This window comes from Pelagibius sp. Alg239-R121 (assembly GCF_947331435.1).
Lineage (GTDB): Bacteria > Pseudomonadota > Alphaproteobacteria > Kiloniellales > Kiloniellaceae > Denitrobaculum.
Genome location: NZ_CAMZOF010000014.1, coordinates 32,674 through 55,168, shown reverse-complemented (window position 1 = coordinate 55,168; position 22,495 = coordinate 32,674). Strand labels below are relative to the sequence as shown.

Annotated in this window: 18 protein-coding genes, 1 pseudogene and 2 CRISPR repeat arrays; of the genes and pseudogenes, 8 read left to right on the top strand and 11 right to left on the bottom strand. The window is 53.3% G+C overall.

Annotated elements, in window-relative coordinates:
• Nucleotides 1–63: 63 nt before the first annotated feature.
• The 4 genes from cas6 to QMZ18_RS33620 form a co-directional block, all read right to left on the bottom strand.
• Complete coding sequence (gene cas6 / locus QMZ18_RS33635; protein WP_282610834.1) at nucleotides 64–696, bottom strand: CRISPR system precrRNA processing endoribonuclease RAMP protein Cas6; 633 nt, start codon at nucleotides 694–696, stop codon at nucleotides 64–66.
• A 296-nt stretch (nucleotides 697–992) separates the two neighbouring features.
• Nucleotides 993–1,259: a CRISPR-associated endonuclease Cas2 gene (gene cas2 / locus QMZ18_RS33630; RefSeq protein ID WP_282610892.1), complete on the bottom strand. Its 267-nt coding sequence runs from the start codon at nucleotides 1,257–1,259 to the stop codon at nucleotides 993–995.
• A 28-nt stretch (nucleotides 1,260–1,287) separates the two neighbouring features.
• Nucleotides 1,288–3,081, bottom strand: a complete 1,794-nt coding sequence (gene cas1 / locus QMZ18_RS33625; protein ID WP_282610833.1) for a CRISPR-associated endonuclease Cas1 — start codon at nucleotides 3,079–3,081, stop codon at nucleotides 1,288–1,290.
• A gap of 335 nt (nucleotides 3,082–3,416) precedes the next feature.
• Nucleotides 3,417–3,943: direct repeats of the CRISPR family, unit length 37 nt; unit sequence GTCAGCTGGCTGACACCGTCTGAAGATCAATTGAAAC.
• A gap of 44 nt (nucleotides 3,944–3,987) precedes the next feature.
• A complete protein-coding gene (locus tag QMZ18_RS33620) occupies nucleotides 3,988–4,821 on the bottom strand; it encodes a putative CRISPR-associated protein (protein WP_282610832.1) in 834 nt (277 codons plus the stop codon).
• Nucleotides 4,822–4,866: 45 nt separating this feature from the next.
• Here QMZ18_RS33620 and cmr1 point away from each other — a divergent pair, with 45 nt between their 5' ends.
• The gene (gene cmr1 / locus QMZ18_RS33615; RefSeq protein ID WP_282610831.1) at nucleotides 4,867–6,483 is read left to right on the top strand and encodes a type III-B CRISPR module RAMP protein Cmr1; all 1,617 of its coding nucleotides are present in this window, start codon (nucleotides 4,867–4,869) and stop codon (nucleotides 6,481–6,483) included.
• Nucleotides 6,484–6,869: 386 nt separating this feature from the next.
• On the top strand, nucleotides 6,870–7,655 hold the full coding sequence (locus QMZ18_RS33610; protein WP_282610830.1) for a hypothetical protein: 786 nt from the start codon (nucleotides 6,870–6,872) through the stop codon (nucleotides 7,653–7,655).
• A 161-nt stretch (nucleotides 7,656–7,816) separates the two neighbouring features.
• Nucleotides 7,817–8,202: direct repeats of the CRISPR family, unit length 38 nt; unit sequence TGTTCAGTCGACTGAACATTCAGAAGATCAATTGAAAC.
• 156 nt (nucleotides 8,203–8,358) lie between these two features.
• On the opposite strand, the gene cmr6 is transcribed toward QMZ18_RS33610, so the two are convergent.
• The 5 genes from cmr6 to QMZ18_RS33585 are packed head-to-tail and all read right to left on the bottom strand — an operon-like array spanning nucleotide 8,359 to nucleotide 14,039.
• A complete protein-coding gene (cmr6, locus tag QMZ18_RS33605) occupies nucleotides 8,359–9,249 on the bottom strand; it encodes a type III-B CRISPR module RAMP protein Cmr6 (RefSeq protein ID WP_282610829.1) in 891 nt (296 codons plus the stop codon).
• Nucleotides 9,246–9,719 carry a type III-B CRISPR module-associated protein Cmr5 gene (locus tag QMZ18_RS33600; RefSeq protein WP_282610828.1) on the bottom strand — a complete coding sequence of 158 codons (474 nt, stop codon included), beginning with the start codon at nucleotides 9,717–9,719 and terminating at the stop codon, nucleotides 9,246–9,248. The genes cmr6 and QMZ18_RS33600 overlap by 4 nt, the downstream gene beginning before the upstream one ends.
• Nucleotides 9,716–10,627: a type III-B CRISPR module RAMP protein Cmr4 gene (gene cmr4 / locus QMZ18_RS33595; protein WP_282610827.1), complete on the bottom strand. Its 912-nt coding sequence runs from the start codon at nucleotides 10,625–10,627 to the stop codon at nucleotides 9,716–9,718. The genes QMZ18_RS33600 and cmr4 overlap by 4 nt, the downstream gene beginning before the upstream one ends.
• Nucleotides 10,624–11,961: a type III-B CRISPR module-associated Cmr3 family protein gene (locus QMZ18_RS33590; protein ID WP_282610826.1), complete on the bottom strand. Its 1,338-nt coding sequence runs from the start codon at nucleotides 11,959–11,961 to the stop codon at nucleotides 10,624–10,626. The genes cmr4 and QMZ18_RS33590 overlap by 4 nt, the downstream gene beginning before the upstream one ends.
• Nucleotides 11,958–14,039 (bottom strand): type III-B CRISPR-associated protein Cas10/Cmr2, encoded by a 2,082-nt coding sequence (locus tag QMZ18_RS33585; protein ID WP_282610825.1) that lies wholly within the window; start codon nucleotides 14,037–14,039, stop codon nucleotides 11,958–11,960. Before QMZ18_RS33585 ends, QMZ18_RS33590 begins: the two co-directional genes overlap by 4 nt.
• A gap of 707 nt (nucleotides 14,040–14,746) precedes the next feature.
• On the opposite strand from QMZ18_RS33585, the gene QMZ18_RS33580 reads away from it, so the two are divergent.
• Together QMZ18_RS33580 and QMZ18_RS33575 are read left to right on the top strand one after the other, a co-directional pair.
• Nucleotides 14,747–15,160, top strand: a complete 414-nt coding sequence (locus QMZ18_RS33580; protein ID WP_282610824.1) for an antitoxin Xre-like helix-turn-helix domain-containing protein — start codon at nucleotides 14,747–14,749, stop codon at nucleotides 15,158–15,160.
• The gene (locus tag QMZ18_RS33575; protein WP_282610823.1) at nucleotides 15,157–15,864 is read left to right on the top strand and encodes an RES family NAD+ phosphorylase; all 708 of its coding nucleotides are present in this window, start codon (nucleotides 15,157–15,159) and stop codon (nucleotides 15,862–15,864) included. Before QMZ18_RS33580 ends, QMZ18_RS33575 begins: the two co-directional genes overlap by 4 nt.
• 255 nt (nucleotides 15,865–16,119) lie before the next feature.
• On the opposite strand, the gene QMZ18_RS33570 is transcribed toward QMZ18_RS33575, so the two are convergent.
• Nucleotides 16,120–17,898, bottom strand: coding sequence for a toll/interleukin-1 receptor domain-containing protein (locus tag QMZ18_RS33570; RefSeq protein ID WP_282610822.1), 1,779 nt, complete (start codon nucleotides 17,896–17,898; stop codon nucleotides 16,120–16,122).
• Nucleotides 17,899–18,332: 434 nt separating this feature from the next.
• Between QMZ18_RS33570 and QMZ18_RS33565 the strand changes: the two genes are divergently transcribed.
• Nucleotides 18,333–18,986, top strand: coding sequence for an alpha/beta hydrolase (locus QMZ18_RS33565; protein WP_282610821.1), 654 nt, complete (start codon nucleotides 18,333–18,335; stop codon nucleotides 18,984–18,986).
• Nucleotides 18,987–19,100: 114 nt separating this feature from the next.
• On the opposite strand, the gene QMZ18_RS33560 is transcribed toward QMZ18_RS33565, so the two are convergent.
• Nucleotides 19,101–21,095 carry a hypothetical protein gene (locus QMZ18_RS33560; protein ID WP_282610820.1) on the bottom strand — a complete coding sequence of 665 codons (1,995 nt, stop codon included), beginning with the start codon at nucleotides 21,093–21,095 and terminating at the stop codon, nucleotides 19,101–19,103.
• A gap of 83 nt (nucleotides 21,096–21,178) precedes the next feature.
• Here QMZ18_RS33560 and QMZ18_RS33555 point away from each other — a divergent pair, with 83 nt between their 5' ends.
• The 3 genes and pseudogenes from QMZ18_RS33555 to QMZ18_RS33545 all read left to right on the top strand — a co-directional run bounded on the left by QMZ18_RS33555 (nucleotide 21,179) and on the right by QMZ18_RS33545 (nucleotide 22,495).
• A complete protein-coding gene (locus QMZ18_RS33555) occupies nucleotides 21,179–21,472 on the top strand; it encodes a hypothetical protein (RefSeq protein ID WP_282610819.1) in 294 nt (97 codons plus the stop codon).
• A 9-nt stretch (nucleotides 21,473–21,481) separates the two neighbouring features.
• Nucleotides 21,482–22,176 (top strand): annotated as a pseudogene (locus QMZ18_RS33550) (IS6 family transposase).
• A 169-nt stretch (nucleotides 22,177–22,345) separates the two neighbouring features.
• Entirely contained in the window at nucleotides 22,346–22,495 is a 150-nt protein-coding gene (locus QMZ18_RS33545) for a hypothetical protein (RefSeq protein ID WP_282610818.1), read from the top strand.

The following is a 22,495-nucleotide window of genomic DNA, read 5'->3' as shown; positions in this document are numbered from 1 at the left end:
CTGGGCCACATACGACAGATGCAGCCGACCGAGAGAGTTTACCAGATCGCAGCTACAGACCTTTCATTGGTCTCGCAAAGACAGGCCGTACCGCCCCAGACCCAAAGCCGCATGACTTCCGACGTGACAGACCTCACCGAGTACAAGCAGCTGCAAGAACGGTTTCAAATCACCCGAAATTTCCAGTGGGCCAAGCCAGCCTTCCATGATCAGCACACGTCCACCCTGTCGTTTCGAGCCGCGCGTCCATTGAACACGTTCCAGTCTGGAGCCATCAAAAGCGAGGTTTCGAGACGCAGCTTTCACATCAGACCAGTCAGCGTCTATCCGCAGGCCGTGCCATCGTGCGATGCCTGATATGCGATTTCCAAGTGCAGACATAAGACCGCTGAAATCTTCCAGCAGGCGCCCGTTTCGGATCAATGCCACAGGCGTCTGAAATCTGAGGGTTGCTGCGGTCGCATCAGGTGCAACGTGTTCACCCGACTGACGCGCAATGTCGCAGGCAAGGATCTCCAGCCCCGGCTCCGTCACCTTGCCCGAAACCCCTCTCATTAATGCCGCCTGCAGCGTGCTGGCTGCCTCTTTGGCCCAGGGTTGCGCCAAACCGAAAATGCGCAGATTCACGATGAGAGTTGTCGCGGCGAAATCAACATCAATGACAAACGGCGGGGGGATTGGCAGATCCGCGGTCATTCTTCCCTGCGAACGGAAAAAGATGTCCAGCGCACAAGGTGGGAGCCGTAGACAGGGCTGTCCGTCGCGAGCCTCCTCCGACGCTATCTGCAGCATTTGATGTCCCCAGGCACCACGGATCCGGCCTGGCAAAGCAGGGCTGTCTTCCAATCCTTTCGGTCTGCTGCAAAGGATGGAGATAACCGTTTGTTGCCACACGCCGGGAAGATCAGGGAGAGAAACATGCTCTACTGCCTGCCGGACTCTCTTGCGCGGGTCAGCATCTCTCGGTGAGGTCTTCGTTACGCCGGCCATGCCTAGAGTAAATAAAACGGCTGCTTTTCGGGCAAGGGAAGCGGCCCGAAGGCGAGGCAGCGTTCGCGCCCCCGTGCCCCGATACTGTAAACGCGCAGGCTATCCCCAGAATCGAGGTACTGCGCAGCTTTGTGTGCCAACTTCCTGGCAGCCCGATCGGTCAACATTGCTTCAAAAACGCTCCTCTGTACACGAACGCATTCGGCTTCCAGCACCCTAGAAACCTTCCGGCGCTGCCGGTTCGAAACCACATCGTAACAGAACACCATCAGATTTTCTGGTCTCGGCATCGTACTCTCAGTAGTCCATTCGGTAGGATTGGTAGTCGCCCTTCTGCCGAAGATGATGAACGTAGGCAATCACCTGTTCCTCCACCACCCGGCGCCACAGGACCGTTTTGCCCGTACGCTGGCTCTTGACCTGCCGGTCCAGCCACGCTTCGTAGCCACGCACAATCGCATCTCGCCCCTCCGGCGCGATGCGGCAGGAACCATCGTCCTGAACTGCAAACATCTCCAGCTTGATTGCACGGGTGTTGGCAAGGGTAACCGTCAGACCCTCAACCAAAGGTGCCCGAAACTCCTCAATCAAGTCGGACACGCAGCCATTATGACCATCCCGGGCAGCATGCAGGGTGCCAAAACCAGGATGCAAGCCGTGGCGGCATGCCAGCGCGTGGATGTCCCGGTAAAGCAGAGTAGAAAGGAAGGAAAGGATCAGGTTGATGGCGTCGGGTGGCGGCCGTCTGCGGCGACGGGAAAAACCCCAGTGCGTGCCGAGTGTACGCGCAATAGCGGGCCAGTAGAGCGCCGCTGCTTGACCTTCGTAGCCGAAGAGCTCAGGCACATCCACGGCCCGCGGCAGTTTACGAAGAACACGCCCGATCGCCGCAGCGGCGGATGCCACCTCGGGATCCTTGCGCCGTCTGTTAAGCCGCCTCAGCAGCGCCCGCTGATTCCGGATCCGACCATCCACGACGCGGCGGGCAAGATCCAGTTTTAGGCCATGGTCCAGCATATGCTGGGCCTGCGCCTGATGGAGGGCGGCATGATCTGTTACTGGCGCAGCGATCATACCAAGCGTTGCACCCCGGCCATCGACCAGAGCAACAGTAATGCGGTGGGCCAGCGCCTGTCGCATAGCAGCAGCTTCGATCTCGACATCAGGTCCCATTTCTATCCGGTCGATTCGTGCCGGTGGAATTGCAAGCAATTCCCTGTCGTCCTCCTCAATTGTGAAGGCCTGATTACGCAAACCGATCTTACGTCCCCGTTCATAGACATACAGTACCCGCAGGATCGGTGCTCGCTGGCCGCCGTCCGTAACACCGCCATCGCTGCCCGAAGTTCCGGATTCCGGGTCGATGGCCTTGCCTGTGATGCCGACGGCCATGGGTGCTTTTGGATCATCGTCTCGCAGTTCCTGGATGATCATGGAACGTACAAAGAGGTGTCCCAGAAAGCGAAAGCCTTTTTCAAAGGGCACGACGCGAGTCTTTTCCGGATTCAAACGCAGACCCTGCTCAGCGAGAATTCCAGCCATTCGGGTCTGCGCTTCGCGCGCCGTTTCTTCGCCTTTGCACATCAGCAGAAAGTCGTCGGCAAAGCGGACGAGACGGACACCTTTACCTTCAATGGCCTCGTCAACGTCATCAAGATAAAGGTTCGCCAGAAGTGGCGACAAAGGTGCGCCCTGTGGCAGACCCCGCCCTCCCTCAGAAAAGCTCTCCAGCCAGAGCGCAAGCAGATCGAGCAGGAGCGGATCCTCGATTGAACGGCCCAAGCGTTCCAGTAAAGGATCATGCGGTACGTTTTCGAAATAGCGTTCGATATCGCCATCCACCACCCAGCGGTAACCGTCGCGACGGTAACGCGCGATCCGTGACACCGCCATCTGCACGGAACGACCTGCCCGATACGCAAAGCTGGCATCTTCCATCTCACGATCGAGCAATGGGCCCAGAACGCTCGCGGCAGCTGTCTGTGCAACCCGGTCGCCGATGCTGGGAATCGCAAGAGGACGGAAACTCCCGTCGTCTTTAGGTATGCTAAGTTCCCGGACTGGACCTGGGCGATAGGTACCATCACGCAAAGACCTGTGCAGCGCCTTGAGCCGCTTTTCGGTGCCCTGACTAAAATGCTCGACGGTAACGCCATCTCCGCCAGGTCCTCCGGCATTCAGACGAACTTTGTGCCAGGCAGCGGCCAGATTACCTAGCGCCGTTATCTCGCTGAATAAATTTGATTTTTCGGCAACTTCGATTGTTTTTATACCTGTGGATTTTCTCTAATATGTTGTATTATATATAGAAATAACATATTCTTGAAGCGTTATTCAGAAGGGTATTGGATCATGATTAAAATATCGTATAGGTAAGTGGAAGATATTCCAGATGCTTCATCTAAATCAATGCGCTACAGTGAGACTGTCAGCTGGCTGACACCGTCTGAAGATCAATTGAAACCTAACGTGCCCTCTCTGGTCATCAAGGGCCCAAGTCAGCTGGCTGACACCGTCTGAAGATCAATTGAAACTTATTGGCATCCTTTTTCCAAGCATTCTTTAAGTCAGCTGGCTGACACCGTCTGAAGATCAATTGAAACAGTCAGAGAAAATGTAACCGCGAGGCGGGATAATGTCAGCTGGCTGACACCGTCTGAAGATCAATTGAAACGCTTGTGACCCAGTTTAAGAAGATTGCTGTGTGTCAGCTGGCTGACACCGTCTGAAGATCAATTGAAACATGTAAATACTCAAGATACGCCCGAACGGCTTTTGTCAGCTGGCTGACACCGTCTGAAGATCAATTGAAACTTTCTTGGCTTCCAGCACGAGCTCTTTATGTGTCAGCTGGCTGACACCGTCTGAAGATCAATTGAAACACAATTACGTTGCCTGGGGATTTAGCTTCACTATGTCAGCTGGCTGACACCGTCTGAAGATCATGAATGGGGCGCTGACAACTATTCAGTAGTGCAGAAAAACATCAGCCCAGCTTCATTGCAAAGCGTCGAGCACCAGGATTCCTAATGTAGAAAGGCCCACCCGGTTTTCATCTGGAAATATCTCTATGAGAGACGCCAACTGATCTCGAAACAACGGATCAGGTACTGTAGCTTCGAGCTTTTTGAGTGGCACAGAACCGTCTTGTGCCATGGCCCGCAGTAACGGCAAGAAAGGCAACAGCGTTTCCCGGTCGATGGTCAGGGGCAGTGGGGGCAGGGTGATCAGACTGTCGGAGTGCTCGAACACACTGTAGCAAGTCAGGTTCTCAAGCGTCGCCAGTAACACCGCATAGGGGATCAACGCCTTAAAGCCGCCAGTGATGACAAGACTGCAGCCACCTGGCCGGGCCTGATTGATCTCAACGCGCGCGAGCCGGAAAAAATTGGCAAGCCCCTTGCGCTGAAAGAGCGCAGCATCCTGAACCTGCAAGCCCGGAACGGACACCGCCACTGCATCGAGACCGGCGAGTTGAGATCTCAGATAGGTCACCACCGCAAGCGCGGATGCCTGCCCTTGGGGTGTGTCCGACGCAAACAGAACCACCCGGTCCCGCGCCGTCACCCCCAGCCGCGCCAGACTGTTAACCTCCGCCGGCAGCCTCCCAGTCAAAGCGCGCGGGTCGTCCATAGCCGTATGCCTGAAGCCATCCAGCAGCAGCTGCGCCGCTTGGTCAACACCGCCGTTCGCCTCGATCCATTCAGGGCCGTAGTGAGCGTCGGCATGTCGTCCTGCGCTGGTTCCGGCGGTGCAGAGATAGCAATACGCCATAATCTCCCCGTCTTTTTTCCGCAACCACCAGTTTGCATTCTCTGTGGGCTGCGTCATACTGATTACGACATATCGGCGATCAGGAAAACAGAGGGTAATGCCATGGACTGCGTGGAAGCGGAGTTTCGTATCGTCACGCCAATGTTCCTGGGCGGTGCGGACAACAGCACCAGTGCCGAACTGCGCGCCCCCAGCATCAAAGGCGTCCTGCGCTTCTGGTGGCGCGCCATGATGTACCAGCACTTTCCGGACCTGAAAGAGCTGCGGAAAAAGGAAGCGGAGCTGTTCGGCGCGGCCGGAAGCAAGGACGGCGGCGGGCAGAGCTCGTTTCATCTTAGTGTGGTTTCGCAACCTCGTTGTGTGATCAAAAGAGGAAAAGCTCTCAGCGACGAGGAAGAGCCCAGCCAGGAAAATATAGGACCTGGAGCGCACTATTTCGGTTACGGTGTTTTTGAACAGGAGAACAAAAAAACCTGCAAAGGCAAACTAAGCCGACCCTGTCTTCGCCCAGGAAGAAGTTTCATCATCCGAATTATTGCACGTCGGAAAATCGACCCTAGCATCGTCGCGGCTGTGGAACTCATGGGCCTGTTGGGCGGGCTGGGCAGTCGCACACGGCGGGGTTATGGAAGTATAGCACTTCAGCGCCTCACTCGAAATGGGGAGTTAATCTGGAATGCGCCTGAGAACTGTCAAGACTATGCAGCGAGAATTCGTGCGCTTGTTCCCGAAATCAACACGAGGGAGCTTCCACCTTATACCGCGTTTGGCCGTGACAGTCGTGTCGCCGTGTTGGCACGCGGGCAATCTGCACTTGGCGTGCTAAATGAAATCGGCGAAGCAATGATCCGCTATCGCAGTGCAGGGAAGTTTGGGAAACTCTGGCCCTTGAAAAAGGGAGAGCACACACCCTGGTCCGAAGAAAACTTCCAGGACGATCACGACTGGTTTCACAATGTGTATCTCAACGCACCAACAGAAGGTCCTAGATCTCCTAAACGAGTGGTCTTTGGTCTGCCGCACAATTATTTCAGCTCAATTGGACAGGGTCTCACCAAGAGAGTAACTGTCGAGGGCCCAGTCACAAAATCCATGGACCGTCGTGCCAGCCCGTTGATGATTCATATTCACCCTCTGGGTGATCGTCGTTATGTTGGCGTAGTCTCTATACTGGGGTCGCAGTTCCTTCCTGCCCGCAATATGAGCGCAATGGTTTCGAGTAAAATGGAGGGTTGTTTTACTGTTTGCGGAACATTGGATGGAACGTTTGATGGAGCTCAAAAGAACATCACAGGCAAATTCCAGGGAGAAGTTCAGGACAAAATCAGAAAAACTATATCAGGTGAGTTTTCGGGCAGGTTCGCAGACAAGCCGAAATTAGGGAGTAACGGTCGCATTCTCGGAGACATTCATGGTCAACTTGTAGGGCGAAGCCTTAAGATAACCGGGCAATTTACGGGGCATCTGATGGATCCTAAAACAGGACGTCTAAACGGTGAGATATCGGGAGACCTAACGCCAGGCCCCTTGTCCAACAATGTCGCCCTCATGCCCGACTGGTCCGTGTTACACGACTTTATGGATGCGCTCAAAGTTGAGGGTAAGACTAGCAAAAGCTATTTTGACCCAAAGGATGTTCTCGCCATCATTGGTCGCAAGCCCGGCCCCAAAATCGCAGATCCGACTTTCGAAGCACAGAGGAAAGAGCCGCAGCTGTGACGGCTGAGAGCAGCGCGCCCAAGAAAGGCGGCTTGGGACAGCGTAAAAGGCAGGCAGCGCGCAGTCTCGTATTCTGGGGACTTGCACTCATTGTGTCAGGCGGACTGCTTCCCAACGCCCTTACTGCACTATACGATGCATCGATCTGTCAGCCCTGGGCATTTGGACAGATCGCCGGCCTGCATTGTGACTCTGCCACCTCTTCGAACCAAACTTCAGGAAATAAGGACCTTCAGGTTCCCCCTGACGCTGTCGAAGACACAAAGAACGAAGCAGGGCCGTCTGAACTGCTGAATGAAGCAATCGAGAAACCCTCATCGATTCCCCTGAACAACGTGACCGCCCGAGGCAAATACACAGATAGTTTGATCAATCTGATAAGTACGTTGGGCTTCAGCGTATTCCTGGGTGGTGTCTGTTATCTGGGCGCGTGGCGCATCTTCAACGTAGCGCAGGATTTCGTTTCTGCCTCAGCTGTAAGGCTTACAGGTTCCAATGCGCGGAACTGCCGCGTGCTGATTATGCCCTTGTCCCTGCTTCCAGCCAGGGTGCTGGACCACGAACTATCTACGGCTATGCAGCAACTGACAGAGGCAGAAGAGGATGACCTTACCCATATTCTGCGCAATGGGGACAAGTTTGGCACGCTCAGCTGGCAGCAGAACCTGCGCTGTGTCGATCGCTTGCTGCGGGACTCGGATCATAAACTCTCAACGATCTTCATTGTGACGTCGAAAGACAAGAAAGCGGCCGATGGAACGCTTCAGCCAGGTTCAGATCGTCAGTTCGATGATTTCAAATCCCTGTGCGATCTCTTTATAAAGAACTGGATGCGTTTGAACGGCGTAGAAGACGCAACTATAGAGATTAAGCGAATGCCGCCGGTTGATTTTGAGGAATTTGACCAAGTTTACGAGGTATTTGTAGAGACGATCGAAAATCTCTGTTCCGATCACCCGGACAATTTTGAAAAGAACAACGGCATCTGTGTTGACATCACCTCCGGTCTCAAGACGGTCAGTGCCGCCGCGGCAATTGCGACCCTAAACCGCAAAGTGCTGATGAGCTACGTTCGTGGTGAAGCACAGAGCCTGCTGGAAAGGTCAGAAAATGAAAACTACAGCGTCCTGTTTTACGACGCCCAGGTAAGCGTCGGCGTGCCAAGTTTTTAAAAATAGGCCTGTGGAAATCCCCCAACACATTGTTTACACAAGATTATATGTACGTTTTATTGGATAGAGGCTGGGTATCTTTTGTTCAGAAGAAGGAAAATTCAATAGAAAGTGGAAAGTCTAATTCTTTTTTATGTATTATCAATATGTTATAGAATGTCTGTTCAGTCGACTGAACATTCAGAAGATCAATTGAAACATGTCGCCAGAAGGAAGAAGGTTCTTCTTGTCTGTGTTCAGTCGACTGAACATTCAGAAGATCAATTGAAACGCAGCTCGCCATCGTATTCGTGAAGTACGCTTTGTTCAGTCGACTGAACATTCAGAAGATCAATTGAAACTCCAAGTATCATGTGAAACAATAATTGGGATGTGTTCAGTCGACTGAACATTCAGAAGATCAATTGAAACCTCCTGTTTGTTAGCCCCAGCAGGGCGGTGTGTTCAGTCGACTGAACCATCCGAAGATCAATTGAAACAAATGCGTCCGGAAAACGGACACGGTGATAAGTTCAGTCGACTGAACCATCCGAAGATCTGCTTCCTTTGGAAGCTCGGGAATAGCCATGGATGGTCGTGCAGGCAGTTCCGCATCCACCCAGAGCCTGGAGAGGAGAGGACAATTAAAGAGCCTTGAATCAGGTGTGTCTGCTCACGCCTAACTTGAGAGATGTGATTCAGCTAAACGAAGCGCGACCAGAAGCTAAAGAAAACGCCCGTAACCGGCGGCAGTCTTGGCACCTGCGCCAAAGTAGTCGAGGGCGATTCGGAGAACCCTGCTCAATTCTTCAAGCTCTATATCGATGCCCGTGGATTTGTAGGGCGCGAAGGAAAAAATGAACTCTGTTTCCGGTGCAACGGTCAAAAAGGTCACCGGATTGGGTGAATGCCAGTCACCGGGTATATCCCCGGCATGATAATAAGGGCCATAGTGCGGTGTCATGATATCCAGTTCCAGACGCACCGGTATTGTTGGCGGTGCATCGAAACAGAGCAACGCGCCACGCTGCATAGAGGCAGTATCTTTCTCATTTTCGGTCTCGGCCGTCGCGGTCTCTGCCGCTTTACCCGCTGTGTCATTCTCACGTGCGGCACTGTCAGTCCTGCGAGGCGAGCCGAATAAACGAAGAAACGTCTCGTCATCTATCTGAGACTCTGTGTCGGCTTCCAGCTGTGCCCTCAGGATCCCCTTGACTGCGGTTCCAGGCAGATAAGGGACACCCAGGCTGTGATGCCAGAGAAAACCGTTCTCAACTGGATGCGGCAGACCGAGACCAGTCACAAAACGCTCGACCGTTTTTAATCGCAGCGTCATCCCCCCGCGTGCAGCAACCAAATGCTCGATCCGCTGTGTGTAGGTCTCTAACGCTTGCTTATGACCGACCGGGTTGCACTGAGAAACAAAGCTCTTGAGCCAATCGGATTTGTTGAAAGACAATTTAGAGTCTGACTTCGCTTCATTTTCCCACTGCCACGCATTCGCGTATTTATTAAAATACAAACCAGCGTGCATTTGCTTTGAAGAAAAATTAGGCGGAAAGTCACGTATCGTCTCCGAAGGCAGCAGTGCAAGTCCTCTGAGGTTTCTGGTCATGGGCGAGCCCCGCTCTCCAATGGATCATTGGTCCCGCCTGACGTTTCTTCAGTGGACTCGCTTGTCTTGGAGAGTCCAGCGGCGAAGGTCTTCAACAGGGTGAGGAAGTTCAGGGATTCTGCCTGCAGAATGAGGTAGTCCTGCTGAGTCGCTTTGTTCGTAAGTAACTTGACCATCTCTATTACGGCTTGCCTGTCTCCACTGTGAACCGGCAGACTCATAGGATTGTCCTTCCAGCTACTGAGCCAACGGTAGACGTCTGCGGCCACGGCCAGACGACCTGCAGCAGTTTCGCCACCGCCCGCCAGTGCCAACGCAAATGTCTGACCAAGTCCGTTCATCAGGATTGTCGCCGGGAAGCCCTTAACTGCCACAGCATACTGAGACCAGAGATCCTCATCTTTCTGCCTCTCGGTTGCTCTCTCCAGGGCCTTTCGGGCTCTTTGCTGCGCTATCATTTCACGGTTCATGACGATTCAACCCCAGGCACTGTCAGCTTGAACCAGCCCTGGCCGACGGTCTCATTGCCGCCGATCTGCAGATACGCTCGCGTGTCTTTCACCAGACTGCGGAAGTGCGTCACAGGATCCTCACCATTTTTAGCCGAAGATCGCCGGCCGATGAGCGAGTACATAAGTGTATCGGGAGGTAGTGTTTCCTCGTACCAGAGAGCACCTCTATCGACGGTTTTCTTATCGGTCAATTTGTTACGTGCCTGCACCGAAAGGCCGTATTCGGCGAACGATTGAAAGTCGTCGTCATGCAGGATTGCAAGCTTTTCACTCAACCCGCCAACACCGGAATTTTCGAAGAGTAAGGTTCCCAGCGTTTCAATTATCTCCCCACAGTCGACGTCTTCTACGAAGTCAAACGCCTGCTCTTCCAGATACAAACGCGCAAGATGTTCCTCTTTCCCGTTTGGTAGAATGGCCACTCCCGGGCTAACCTTCGGAACCTCCTGGAAGCATTTCTCACCCGCCCTGGAATGATCACGGCGGATACGGTTCAGAATTGCGGGACAGGTTACCCAGCGATAGGCACTGTTCAAGCTGCGGACAGGCAAGAGTGCAAGACGAACGTCGGAAATGATCAGCTCACCCGCGCCTTCAGAAGCCTTGCCGCCGAACATGCGAGAGACCCTGGGGTCTTCTGAGTCCTTTTCACACCATTGCGATGTTGCAGCGTCCCTCAACGCACCCTTGAAGCTGGAACCAGCGATATAGGGATAGCGCGTGGTCGCTTCTCGCGAGACAGGAAGATCCACCGCCCCCTGAGACTGCCCGACTCCCGCGTGAATGAAGGTCTCGGCCAGCATGCCGACGACGATGAACGGACTGGATGCCTTCTCCTCGTCTCTCGTCTCCTGTGCTTCGTTCAAGATTCATCTCCTCCCGTACGTTCATGCTGCCCGGTTACAGGTTTCCAGTTACCGATGACGAATTGCCCAAATCCCCAAGCTGTGCGTTTGCCAAGCCCATGTGCCTGGGCGGCAATCAAATCATCGCAATGCCTTCGGGCATCCTCTTTCCACTCAGCTTCACTGCTTCCTGCCAGGGCCACTTCCATGAACCACGTCGCCCCAGCAGGCAGATAAGGTTCAGCGTTCAGTGGGCCGCCGGAAAGCGAATCCCAGCCACCGATCTGTATTGGTCGTGGGACACAAGCACCGGCAATCACTCCCGGCAGGCCACTAAGACTCCCGCTTTGCCGGTTCCATTCGCCCGTCAGACTGCTGGGTGTCACTGTCGCGATCAGGTAGCGAAGTGTCGGGCCGTCCGATTGCAGACCTGGAGTCAGATCCTTCAATTCCAGCGAGCCGTGTGCGCAGGGGCTGATCCAGGCCAAACGACTCTCTCCGCCCAGTGGCATCGGTCCAGTCAGCTCAACTTCCGAAAAGAGATCGGGGACGCCCGAGATTTGCTGCCAGGCGATACCCTCGAGGAGACTGACGTGATCTTTCAGGCGAATCTGAGAGGATTGATACAACAGTCCCTCTTCAGCAGCCCGCGAACTATGGTTTCTTTCCAACCCCATACGGCTTTGCATCGACCAGAGATCGCCGGCATTTATAATGTGGTGCTTTAGCTGTCTCAGGGATTCGTTGGTCCGATTGAGAAAATACTTCAACCCTTTTTGCGTAATCCAGCGCCGCTCCAAAGGCTTGTAATCTGCCTTGTTCTCGCTTTTGTCATCGCAGTCTACCTGGGGCAGACGGGTCGTATTTCCCAAGTCGCTTCGGAGGTTGTAAGCAGCAACAGTGGGTGCCAGACGCCGCATCTCAACAATATTATTCGAATATACACCATCGGTTTTCTCGCGTGGACCCGATCTGAAACGAGCGGCTAAGGCCAAAGGGCAGGGAAAGAGAGTTGAATTGTTCGTCTGATCAATCAGAAATGGACCCCGAAACCGAAGCTGGCCAAGGGATTCATTCTGATGCCCAAGTCCTTCGAGCATCCTAGCCTTTTTCGCCAATTCCGGATCAGATTTCCAATGCTCAATGAGGTCCCGCCAATCCCCACTCTGCCACCCCAGGCGTCGGGCGATGGTGGCGCGAAAGGCCCCGACCATTGTCGGAGGCAATGGAGGGAAGAGGCTGTTCGCTTGAGCAAGACCAGAATCGTCCTGATTAAATGGCCGGCCGTCGCGGAAGAAAAGTGTGTCTTGGGCCTCGACCAGGAAACTACGGAAATCAGAAAGCTGTCCGTTCATTGTCGGGGGTCCTTCCGCCACGCACGGCAGAGAAATCGCAGCAGCTGGAATGCGTCGCCGGCAAGGGGGGCACCTTTCTCGTTGATCGTTCCATCAGCGTCCCTGTAGCGTGACTGGGAGAGCCTAAGAGCCTCCCTGATGACATAGGACGCTGAGTCTGACGTGCCTCTGCTCTGCATTTCGTCTTTGTCGTTCTGCCCAGCTGCATCGCGCAAATGGTTTAATAACATCGCGCTCAACTCGTCATTGGACAAAAGTTGATCAACTCGTTCGCTATCCAGAAGTTTGCGTACACTGGTGCCGGTTGGCGCAAAAACGAAGCTAAAGTTCCTGAGCAACGCTGACTGATACCAATTGGCCGCGAATTCAGGCGCCTCGGTTAGAATATGGCGCACGAGACCGCTGATGCCCGAAATCACTGGATCTCCATTTGCATCGTCCCATGTTGAGGCCCACTCGAACGCTTGACCGCCGGGTCGATGCAACGCAACAGCAACGCTGTCACGTCCGCACTGCTCTTTTGCGACCTCATTTAGAAGGTCCCATCCCCGTTCTAGCGCCCAGCGCAGGGGAACATGAAAATGACTGAACACAACGGTGCCGGAGCAGGTGGCTCCCATCAACCCATTGGCTTCAAAAGCACTTTTATACTCACAACGCAGATCAGAGATTACCTCGAAGGCATCTTCGAGAGGAGAAAGCGCCAGCACATCGTCTCCGCCGACGTAAACCGGGACGGCATTGTGTCGACGCAGGCAATCTTTTGCGGCTTTTCCAAAATCCGCAAGCGCGTGGGTTGTTTGATTGGGTGAGTCGCGCAAACACCTGCCAACACGATCCCCATCTGTACGAATGACGGCGTAGTGGCCACCGGGCTCAATTGCCAGATCTGTTTTTCCCTCTGTGCGGAGTTCCTTGACAGCGTCCTGAACCCGCACTAACTCGCTGGCAACGATCGTCTGTTGCTCCTCGGTGAGGCCAGACATCCGTCGTGAGTTTTTCACCTGATCAGCATAATATAGGTTGCCATCCAAGCTGCAGAAATCGTTGCCGGCTGGGATGCACTGGATACCCGTGGACTGCTCAGCACGTGCATAGGCAACGCTGGCATTCCTTACAACATCTGCATACGACTGGCCTGCCGTGGCCACGGAATCAATTGCAGCAGCTCTGGCAACCCAATGGACCGAAGAAAGGTAAGAAGTTGAAGGCCAGTTCCGACGGGGCTGGGTTCCCCCCTCAGCACTCTCGTCAATATGACGTGCCCAGTTTTCCGGTCGCCAGCCCAGGATTTTTTCGAGTTCGTTTGCCGATAGTAAAGGAAATAGGCGTTTAACGAGAGCAGGTGCACACAGTCGTTCTCCTTCATCCAATTCAAGTGATTTTTGATCGGATGAGCCTTTAGGATACAGTACCTTTGTAATTCCAGAGCGAACGCTGCTCCAAAAGACGGCTTGCTTTTCGCGTTCATCACTGCGTGCCCTGACATATCCCGAAAGTTCCTGCCAGTCGCTCATCATCATACAGCGCTCGCCACCTTCGGCGGGGGGCACATGCGAGCGCCAGTGTTTGCGGCGATCGAGCCAGGCCAGATCCTCGGAGCCGTCTTTCTCACCGGCAACCCAGGAGATCTCCCAGAAGGGCCGGTCGCCTCCTGTACCGATCTGACGATTCCAGATATCCAGTACGCGTTTCTGTGCCTCTGGATTTAATGCCTTGACGGGCTCTTCAAGGAAGTTCGACCAAACCTTATCCGCCAGCATCCGCCAGCGATGTTGAACTGCCTGTGCGCATACTGCGTCGGGATCAATGTCTTCAGAAACATGTTCTGCTTTGAAGTGATTGGGTAGAGACCCAAATAACGGGCTTTCGCCTCCCTTATCTATTGCTTGGAACAAGGGGTCAGCGTGCACCTTTGGAAATACGATCTTTGCCTTTCCAGAGGGCTCGTCGAGAAGCGACTTCATCGCCACTCCACTCAACCAGGATAGAAGAAAAGACCCCGCCCACAGATCGCGCGTACGGCGGGCTTGCCCGATGAAACCCTGCACGGGTCCAATCGAAAAATGCAGGATCAAGAATTCCCTCCCCAATGTTCCGTGAAGCGTTTCCGGCTCCTTAAAACTGGCTCCATTCCTCGCAATAAAGCACTGCCTGTTTGCTATTTATCCGCGGCTAGATTCACGGTTTTCTCAAATAAAAGGCTGACGGCGTGAAGCACGTCAGTTTCCCACAAATTAGAACATGTCATCGCTATACGTGCAATATGATCCAGTTATATTTATTTAAAGTAGTTTATCTTGAGGTATGCTTCACCCTGCAGAAAGCTGTGTCGCTCACAAAATTGTCCCCAAGTATGCATCGACACCCATAAACGCCTTCCAGATTGCGAGTGGATTTGATTGTGAGGAAAAGATGGGTTTGCAATCATCTATCCATATGGACTCCAGACCTTCGCGAGTTACTCATGGCTTTGTTTCCGGTGGAAAAGTTGTAAACAGGAACCCCAGGGGTAAATGCCCTATCTCCTTGATTCTACAATTTTCCCAGAATCTGAGGAAGGTTCCGGTTGGACGCCGGTCAAATAACAATGTTTTCTTATTTAGGAAATGATTTCAGTGTCTTAGATAGATTCGAAGCGGAGTCCAACTTATGAGCATATTCACACATGAACAAAAGCAGACAATTCGAATCATGAACACAACTGAACAGATGTTCCGCTCTTGTTCTTGATATGTAAATATCCATATGATACGAATATTCACATCATATGGATATTTAAGAAATGAGAGCGCAACTCCTAAACGATCAGCAGGCGGCACTGGCACCCCTCAGTGAGAGAGAGAAAGTCGAAGCCGTGATAAAGGCTGTGGTTCGTACAGCAGAAGCGTGGCAGCTATCAAACAATGAAGCGGCGGCTCTGTTCGATGTGCCGACAGCGACCTGGAGTCGAATGAAAGCTGAAACCTTCATGGGGAGCCTGGATCAAGACAAAGTAACCCGAGCAAGCCTTTTGATAGGACTCTACAAGGGGTTGCGACTTCTATTTAACGGTCCTCTGACCTACGGTTGGCCTAAAACAGTCAACACAGGACCGGGTTTTGGTGGGCGTACACCGGTAGAGGTGATGGTCGCGGGGGGAATTCCTGCAATGATGTCGGTGCGCCGCCATGTGGACGCCTTACGGGGTGGGATGTGATCGTTGCGAATGAAATCCCTCTCTCAGACTTTACACAAGCGACAACAATCCGACTGATATCGACTGCATATATCGACGAATCTGCAATGCTCCCGCTCGTCGACAACAACGACGATCTTGCGTTTCTGGAAGAGATTGAGGGCATGACCTCGACAAGACGAGGGGATATTGTCCCGCTTCCAGGGGGGATACATCCAGACGAATTATTGACTGAAGTTCATGGCTTTGGCTGGGCGTATGTCAATGCAGCCTTCTGTTACACACGTGAAGGCGGGAACAGGTTCAACGGCTCAGAGCGCGGCGCTTGGTATGCAGCTTGGGGTGATAATGCGGTCACAACAGCCCATGCCGATGTCTCATGGCATCTTACAAGAGAACTGGATGCTACAGGCGTCTACGAGAATACCACAGCCTATCGTGAACTACTTGCTGGCTTCACCGTGCGTTTTCATAATGTGAATGGATGTGACGCAGGACTGGTGCTAGATCCAGATGCCGAGACTGGTTATCCCGCAGGGCAAGCTCTCGCCTTAGAGCTTCTCAATGCCGGTAGCCATGGTCTTTTATATCCTTCTGTGCGCAGAGCTGATGGTCAGTGTTTGGTAGCGTTTCGGCCACATGTCGTTCAAAACATTCGCCAGGGCAACACCTGGGTTCTTGCTTGGCACGGGACCCGAGAACCAGAGATTACGCAGAAATTTTAATCGACTGCGGTTTCTATTTAGGGTGAATCGCAACAAGGGGATTCTCAAACGGTTTGACACACTATTCCGCATCCCGACCTGGTTAGGGCGACTGAGATGGGACGTGCTTTGGGTGTGGATCTCCGGCTCTGTGTAGCTGAGGCGATTGACAGTGGGATGTCGGCTTTGGGCGCGATTGTCGCCTAAGGCCGTGGGGTCAGACGCTACCCGGTGATCCCGGACATAATCGCTGTCAGATCGCACGGGATTCGAACTTCAAGCAAAACCGCGAACAGCCGTAGTAAGGGTTAGCACGCCTCGAATGGACCAAACAGTCAGAGCGATCAGAAACACAACTGAAAAATTTGGAAAGAGCGCCGATAGCAGTCCCAACAGAAGCAGTGTCACAGTGTACCAGCTGCGCCGTCGCAGTCTGTGGACCAAGTCTGAGGCGACCAAAGAGGTTGCATCCACCGTCCTAAGATTTTGCTGGCAGTGCCGAAGAGTACCAACAAGCTTGTCGTTCACGTAGAAGAACAACCCGATGACCAGCATGTTTTCGAAGACTGGCCCAATAGTGAAGCTATTATGTTCATTGGAAATTTTGTTAAAAAGTATCGACCAATCTGAACCACTGGGCGTTCCCACACCGACGAAGAGATCTATAAGAATGCGGGCGCTAGTGTCGACAATTCCCAGCGTAAAGTAACAATGCGAGGTCAATGCCTGGCCGTCAGACAGAATGGTTGGCAGGCATCCGGGGGGCAAAAAGTAGTTTCGCATCGCCATGAGATACATGGCGCAGATCGACAAGATCGCTACAGCGCAAATAGAAGTCTGAATCCGTTCGAATGCCGAAAATCCGCCCGCGTCTGGATCCGAAGGATCGAGTAAGAGCTTCTCGGCTTTGTAGTTTCCTGCGCTCTGCGCAACATTTTCCAACTCCGTCAGCAAAAAGATAAGAAAGACGAAGACGGAGAACTTCATGATCCAGCCAAAATTGTAAAATTCATAGACAAAAAACGATAAGAATTTTATCCCGATTGATCGATCGGCAAATTCCTTATCAACAGCCCAGGCCACCTGCCAGTCCATCCCGGTACTGATCTTAAGAAACTCGGTGTAGGGGAATTCCTCAACCGGCCATCTTCCCGAATACTGATACCCGTTGTAGCCCGACAATACGATCGTCAGGAAGGTTAACATCATGACGAAGAGCGACGAGCGGTGGAGAACTCTGCGCCAGATCGCATCTGGCGAGCGGGGTTTTCTCTGTCCTTCTGGGTCGATGAAAACGACCAGTTCGCTGCTCTTTATCTTTTCGATAAAGCCTTGAGTTTCTCGTAAGACATGATGCGATAAGTAGAGAACGAGCGGCCAAAGCACAAAAAGTACCGCACTCCAATTCAGCGCATAGAAGAAGCCGAGGTCCCGGGTGCCGTTATCATAATCGGTGCTGAAATCGCTGGGGATGAAGTGTACCTGCAGCACGTGCGCGGCAAAGAGGATTAACGCACTGATGAGAAAGTAAGGGAGCAGGAACGCTGCACTAGGCATGGAAATGCCGGCAAGGAATAGGCTGATATGCCGCTCTGGGAGCTTCGGCTCGACGGCAGCGCAGAGGCGGAAGATATCGTCCTCCCAAAACTGTGAACGTATGTCAATTGCATTCCAGTAAATAAGATCGCGCAAAGATCCTGGGAGTTCCGTTTCATTGGGCATCTGCGCGCCATCTATTAGCACGGGAATAATTTCGACGCCCCGTTTGAGCGCTGCGGCGACCTCTGCCCGCACATGATCTTTGGGCTGCCACAGACGAAGTTTGCCATCCTTGTCTCGCACGTCAAGCCAGCCAGGCGAGATCAGGACGAGCACCACGTCCGTGAGAGCTAGCTGGGTTTCAATGACGTCAACGAAATTAGTGCCGACAGCAATGCTCTCCACATCGAGGTAAGGCTTACATCGTGAGAGCCGTTTCCGCAGCTCCATTGCAATGCGACCTGCAACTTCGGAAGACAAATCACGTCTGTAGCTGATGAAGACATTGCCGATCACGAATACCTCTGGCCACGCTTGAGATGGTTTATGGATTTGGACAGTGGTCTGGTAAAAGATGACCTGTTAGGTTTTTCTTTGCTTTATGTGTCCCTCGAGTGTCGCTTGAACGAAATCAAAGAGTTGTATGTGCGCTTAATGAGGATTGCCCTTTGACCAATTGGCGTTCCAGCACTGCTACGCTGATCTGTAGCTCTGTGATCAGTCTGCTATTGTCATGTTGTTCGCCCGAAAGTAGTACACGGAATCCCATGCAACACAAGTCTGACCGATATCCTGGTAAGTTTACAACGACTCTATCTGACGAGTATCGCGCCCAATCGGTGAACATAGTCGACGGGTCGCTTTTTGAGGTTGACCCCACTGGAAAAAGTAGTGATCCCACTGATGTCGCGAATGTGAAGCGACGCCTCGGTGCGGAGTATAAAATTATCATGGTGCATGGGACAATGTACGACCCGGAAGGTGATGGATTGAACAACCCACACTTAACGATCTACGAGGTCCTGCGGAATGCCTTTGCACCCTTCGAGAGCATATCGGGCATCGGCTGGCCATCGGTGAGTTTCACGCCCGGTAACTTGTTCGAAGCCTGGTTCAAGGGGCACCTGACCTGGTACGGTCTGGCGGTGCGTAACGCCCGGCTGGTGTCACCTCCTCTTTCGCGGCTTTTGTCGAGCCTTGACGGCCCTTACGCCATCGTCTGCCACAGCATCGGTTGCGACATTGCCCGACATGCCGTGAGTTCGGCCCAAAGGCAACCTGCTCGAATCCTGTTGATCAACCCTGATACAGACTATGCAGCCTTCCAGGAGTGGTCGATTGCTCATGGCATTCCGACGCTGCATGTGGCCGCGAAGCGCGACAGCGTCCTGAGATTTTCTCAATACGCGCGCAAAAATTCCAAATTCCAGGTGGCGCCAAGGCAAGACTTTTACTCGATGGAAACAATAAACTTCGATCAGTTTCTACCGGATGGACAGCGTGACAGCTTCAGTTATGGCAATCCTCGGCGCCTATGGGATCACATGGCCAGTCTGGAAGTTCCCGAACTCTGGCTGCGCTATAGAGAATTCCTAAAATTCTAAGTATTTTGAAACAGTTCTTCCTTTCGCCCTGAGCAGGCTCCCACCGAAAGCCGGATCGTCCCAAATGCAGGATCATGCTAACGGCAGAGAGATAATCGCTGTTGCATCCCATGGCTAAGCGGGCAGGCCCAACTCCCGCAACCTGTATATCTTGACCCAATCGTTAAGGTCGCTGGACATAGCACGCGTTGCCTCTGAAAACATCCGGCCGGTCTCCAATCGATTGGGCTTCTCTCGGTGTTTCAAGAGTCGGTCACGCACTGTCACCAACTCAGCATAAGTCCGATCGGCCTGTTTCTCGACAATCTTGAAATCCCCCATGGCTCGGATGCCATTCAGGGCGGCGCCGAGTGCAGGGAGGCCCGCACCCAACAGGGTCACTACGGATTTCATGAGGGGCTTTAGCTCTTTACCCGACCCAAGAACGTAAAAGACATAGTAGCTAAGAAAGATCAGTCCTACTACGAGGGTTGCAACGAACAGACGTTCTCCCACAACGTGGAGAGCGTGATCGACCTGACGATATTCTTTCCCAGCCCTTTTATTGTATTCAATCTGACCATCTATTTCGTCTTTTATGGCTGTGTCGATAGCCCGTTTTAAGCGGTCGCTGTTCAGGAGACCGGTGGGGGGGCCGATTTCACGCAACGTCGCCCGTACGTACCACTCCACCCAGGCATCATCTCGCTCGCTGTGACCCTGTGGAGGACTCGCGCTGTTGCCGAGCAGGACTGGTAGTCTCGCTAAGCGAAGTTGTTCCGCCAGCGTGCGCGCATCGATCCAGCGCGTGTGCCAATCTTGGCCAAATTTGCACTTACCGAAAAATAATACTTCGTGCGGTTCGCGCCCGTAACTCGTCAAAAAGAGAATTGCGAAAACGATCGTGATCTCGAGCGCAACGAATACCGCCTTCGCGTGCATGGACCATTGATCGTCCGTCCACCAGAGGACACCGGTCAAACCCATGATCACCGCCATAGCGGCAAGCAGGAAGTTGATGACATAAGCCGAACGGAAGCTATGCCCATAGTAGAGCGCAACGACATCAGCCTTCCGCCAGCGCGGTGCCAGCCGGTTGCGCAGTGTCTGTGCAAAGCGCTCCCCACCCACGTCCTCAGCCGCCTGATGATAACGGTCCCAAGCCATTACTGCAGAATCGTTTAAAGCAAAGTCGTTCCGCATGAACGTCGAATTGGACTTTGTCGCGGTGTCGAGATCTTCCCTCTTCTCCTTATCATGATGAGTAAACAGCCACCGGAGAACCGAAAATGCCGTCCGACGGGTATGCGTAAAAGATGGCTCTCTGTAGAACCGCAACAACCGCTCACTCGCCTTTCCCTTCGGTGGTGCGAGCAACCTCTGAACAAGGGCACTCAGTGCATCCGAAAACCGGCCTTCTTCGGCGAACACATCCTCAAGATCCGCATGGTTTTCGAGGTGGCTTGCATCGGTGAGCAGCTTTGTCACTCCTGATGGCGACAACCAAAGGACGGGTACGCCGGTCTCCAAGGCCTCGCGTAGAATCTGGGCTGTTCCACCGGTTCCGGCCGCAGATTTCTCATTCCATACACCGACCAAAACATCGGCGTGTTCGTATACCCGCCGTCCAGCCGCCAAGTAGGGCAGACCCGCTTCCTTTTTATTGCCCTCAAGCTCGAACAAGGCGTGGCGACGATCGTGGTTGGCGAGCCGGTCAAACTCGATCGCAGCCTTTGGCGAAAATCCCTGCTGTTTTTTGTATTCGTCTCGCTGAAAGGGCAGAATAACATCAAGCTGCATGGCGCGTGCGTCGTCCATGGCGGCTTGGGCGAAGGCCGTGTCCGCGCCTTCCGCCAGCGACGTAACCAGCCTAACCTCGGGAGTCTCGTCTGACCAATAATCGTGATCCAGGCGCGAATTCAGTGTGCCGACAGCGTCTAAGATGCAGTCAAGGATCGCGTCCGCTCTCTCGCGCACAATCTCAAGCTCAGCATCTGACAGCCCGTTTTTACGCGGGTCGTTGGGTTTGTTTGAGGATTTAGGGCGATGTCCCGAAACACCAATCCGAAAGGTCAGTCGAGGCTTCAGATCATCAGATGATGAACCTTCTACGAATGTTGTATTCTGCAAAGGATGACTCTCATTATTGCCGGATCGTCCGAACATACTTACGTTCGAACAAATTTCAGCGATTTAATGATTCAATACAAGAGATGACTCTCGATGATGCCAACACCAATGCTCGCCTGCCTAACCATGAACTCTTTCAGGCTCGCTCAATCCTGCTCGCCCGGCGGCGCCTGGCGCGGCAGAAACCCGACGAGATCCTGACACTGGAAAACCTGCTTGCCCTGCAGGAGGGCAGGGACCAATTGGATGCCACACGACAGGATACCCAAGAGATGCTCCTGTGCGATCCCTTCAGGGACCCGGAAGAAGCACTCGAGGAATGGTTGGCTCGGTGCTGTCAGGGTAACTGTCTGGTATCAGGCATCAGTCTCGAATAGCCTGCCCCAATGAATAAAGTAAGTTATCGCCGACATCGGTTTCCGGTTGAAATCATCCAGCATGCTGTTTGGTTGTACTTTCGCTTCCCGCTCAGCTTTCGCGACGTCGAGGATCTGCTCGCAGAACGCGGCATTGATGTGAGCTATGAGACGGTCCGCTGTTGGACACTGAAGTTCGGACCAGCCTATGCTCGAAGACTGAGACAAACGCGACCAAAACCGGATGCGCGATGGCACCTCGACGAGGTGTTCGTCTCCATCAACGGCAAGTGATGTACCTTTGGCGCACCGTCGACAGCGAAGGTGAGGTCCTGGACGTTCTGGTTCAATCCCGTCGAAACAAGAAAGCTGCCCTGAAACTCATGCGCAAACTGCTCAAGTCTCGGGGATTTGTTCCAGATCAAGTCATCACTGACAAATTGCCTTCCTATGGGGCTGCGCTGCATGATCTCGGCATGAGTTGCAGACACATTTCAGGTGGGAGAAGCAACAACAGGGCTGAGAATTCTCACTTACCAATTCGGCAGCGCGAGCGAACAATGCAACGTTTCAAATCGGCTGGGTCAGCACAACGATATCTCTCCACCCACGCCGCTGTCTACAATGTCTTTTATTTTCAACGTCATCTGATATCTCGAAAAATACTGCGTCAATTCAGAACCAACGCGAGCGAACAATGGAACCTCGTGACGACGGCCGCCTGACTGTCGGCCAATACCTATCGGATTACGGTCTCCTTGCCTTATGCCATGACAGCAGACGGCACAGAGCTGCTAGGGGCCATGTGGGATGGCCAAAAAAAGCTGTCAGACTGGATGAAGGGGGACAGCGCCTTTCTGATCCGGTTCCGACCCGAAACGCCGGAGGCCTGGAGTGACACGGCTCAGCTGCGCCTATCTGCGCCAATCGCGCAGCATCGTCGACCCTGAGGAATCGGGTTGCGCTCAGCTGCGGCTCAATCCCCTTAATGCAAATATCCTCGATCAGATCCGCAAGGATCAGCGCGGAGCGAAGGAGAAATAG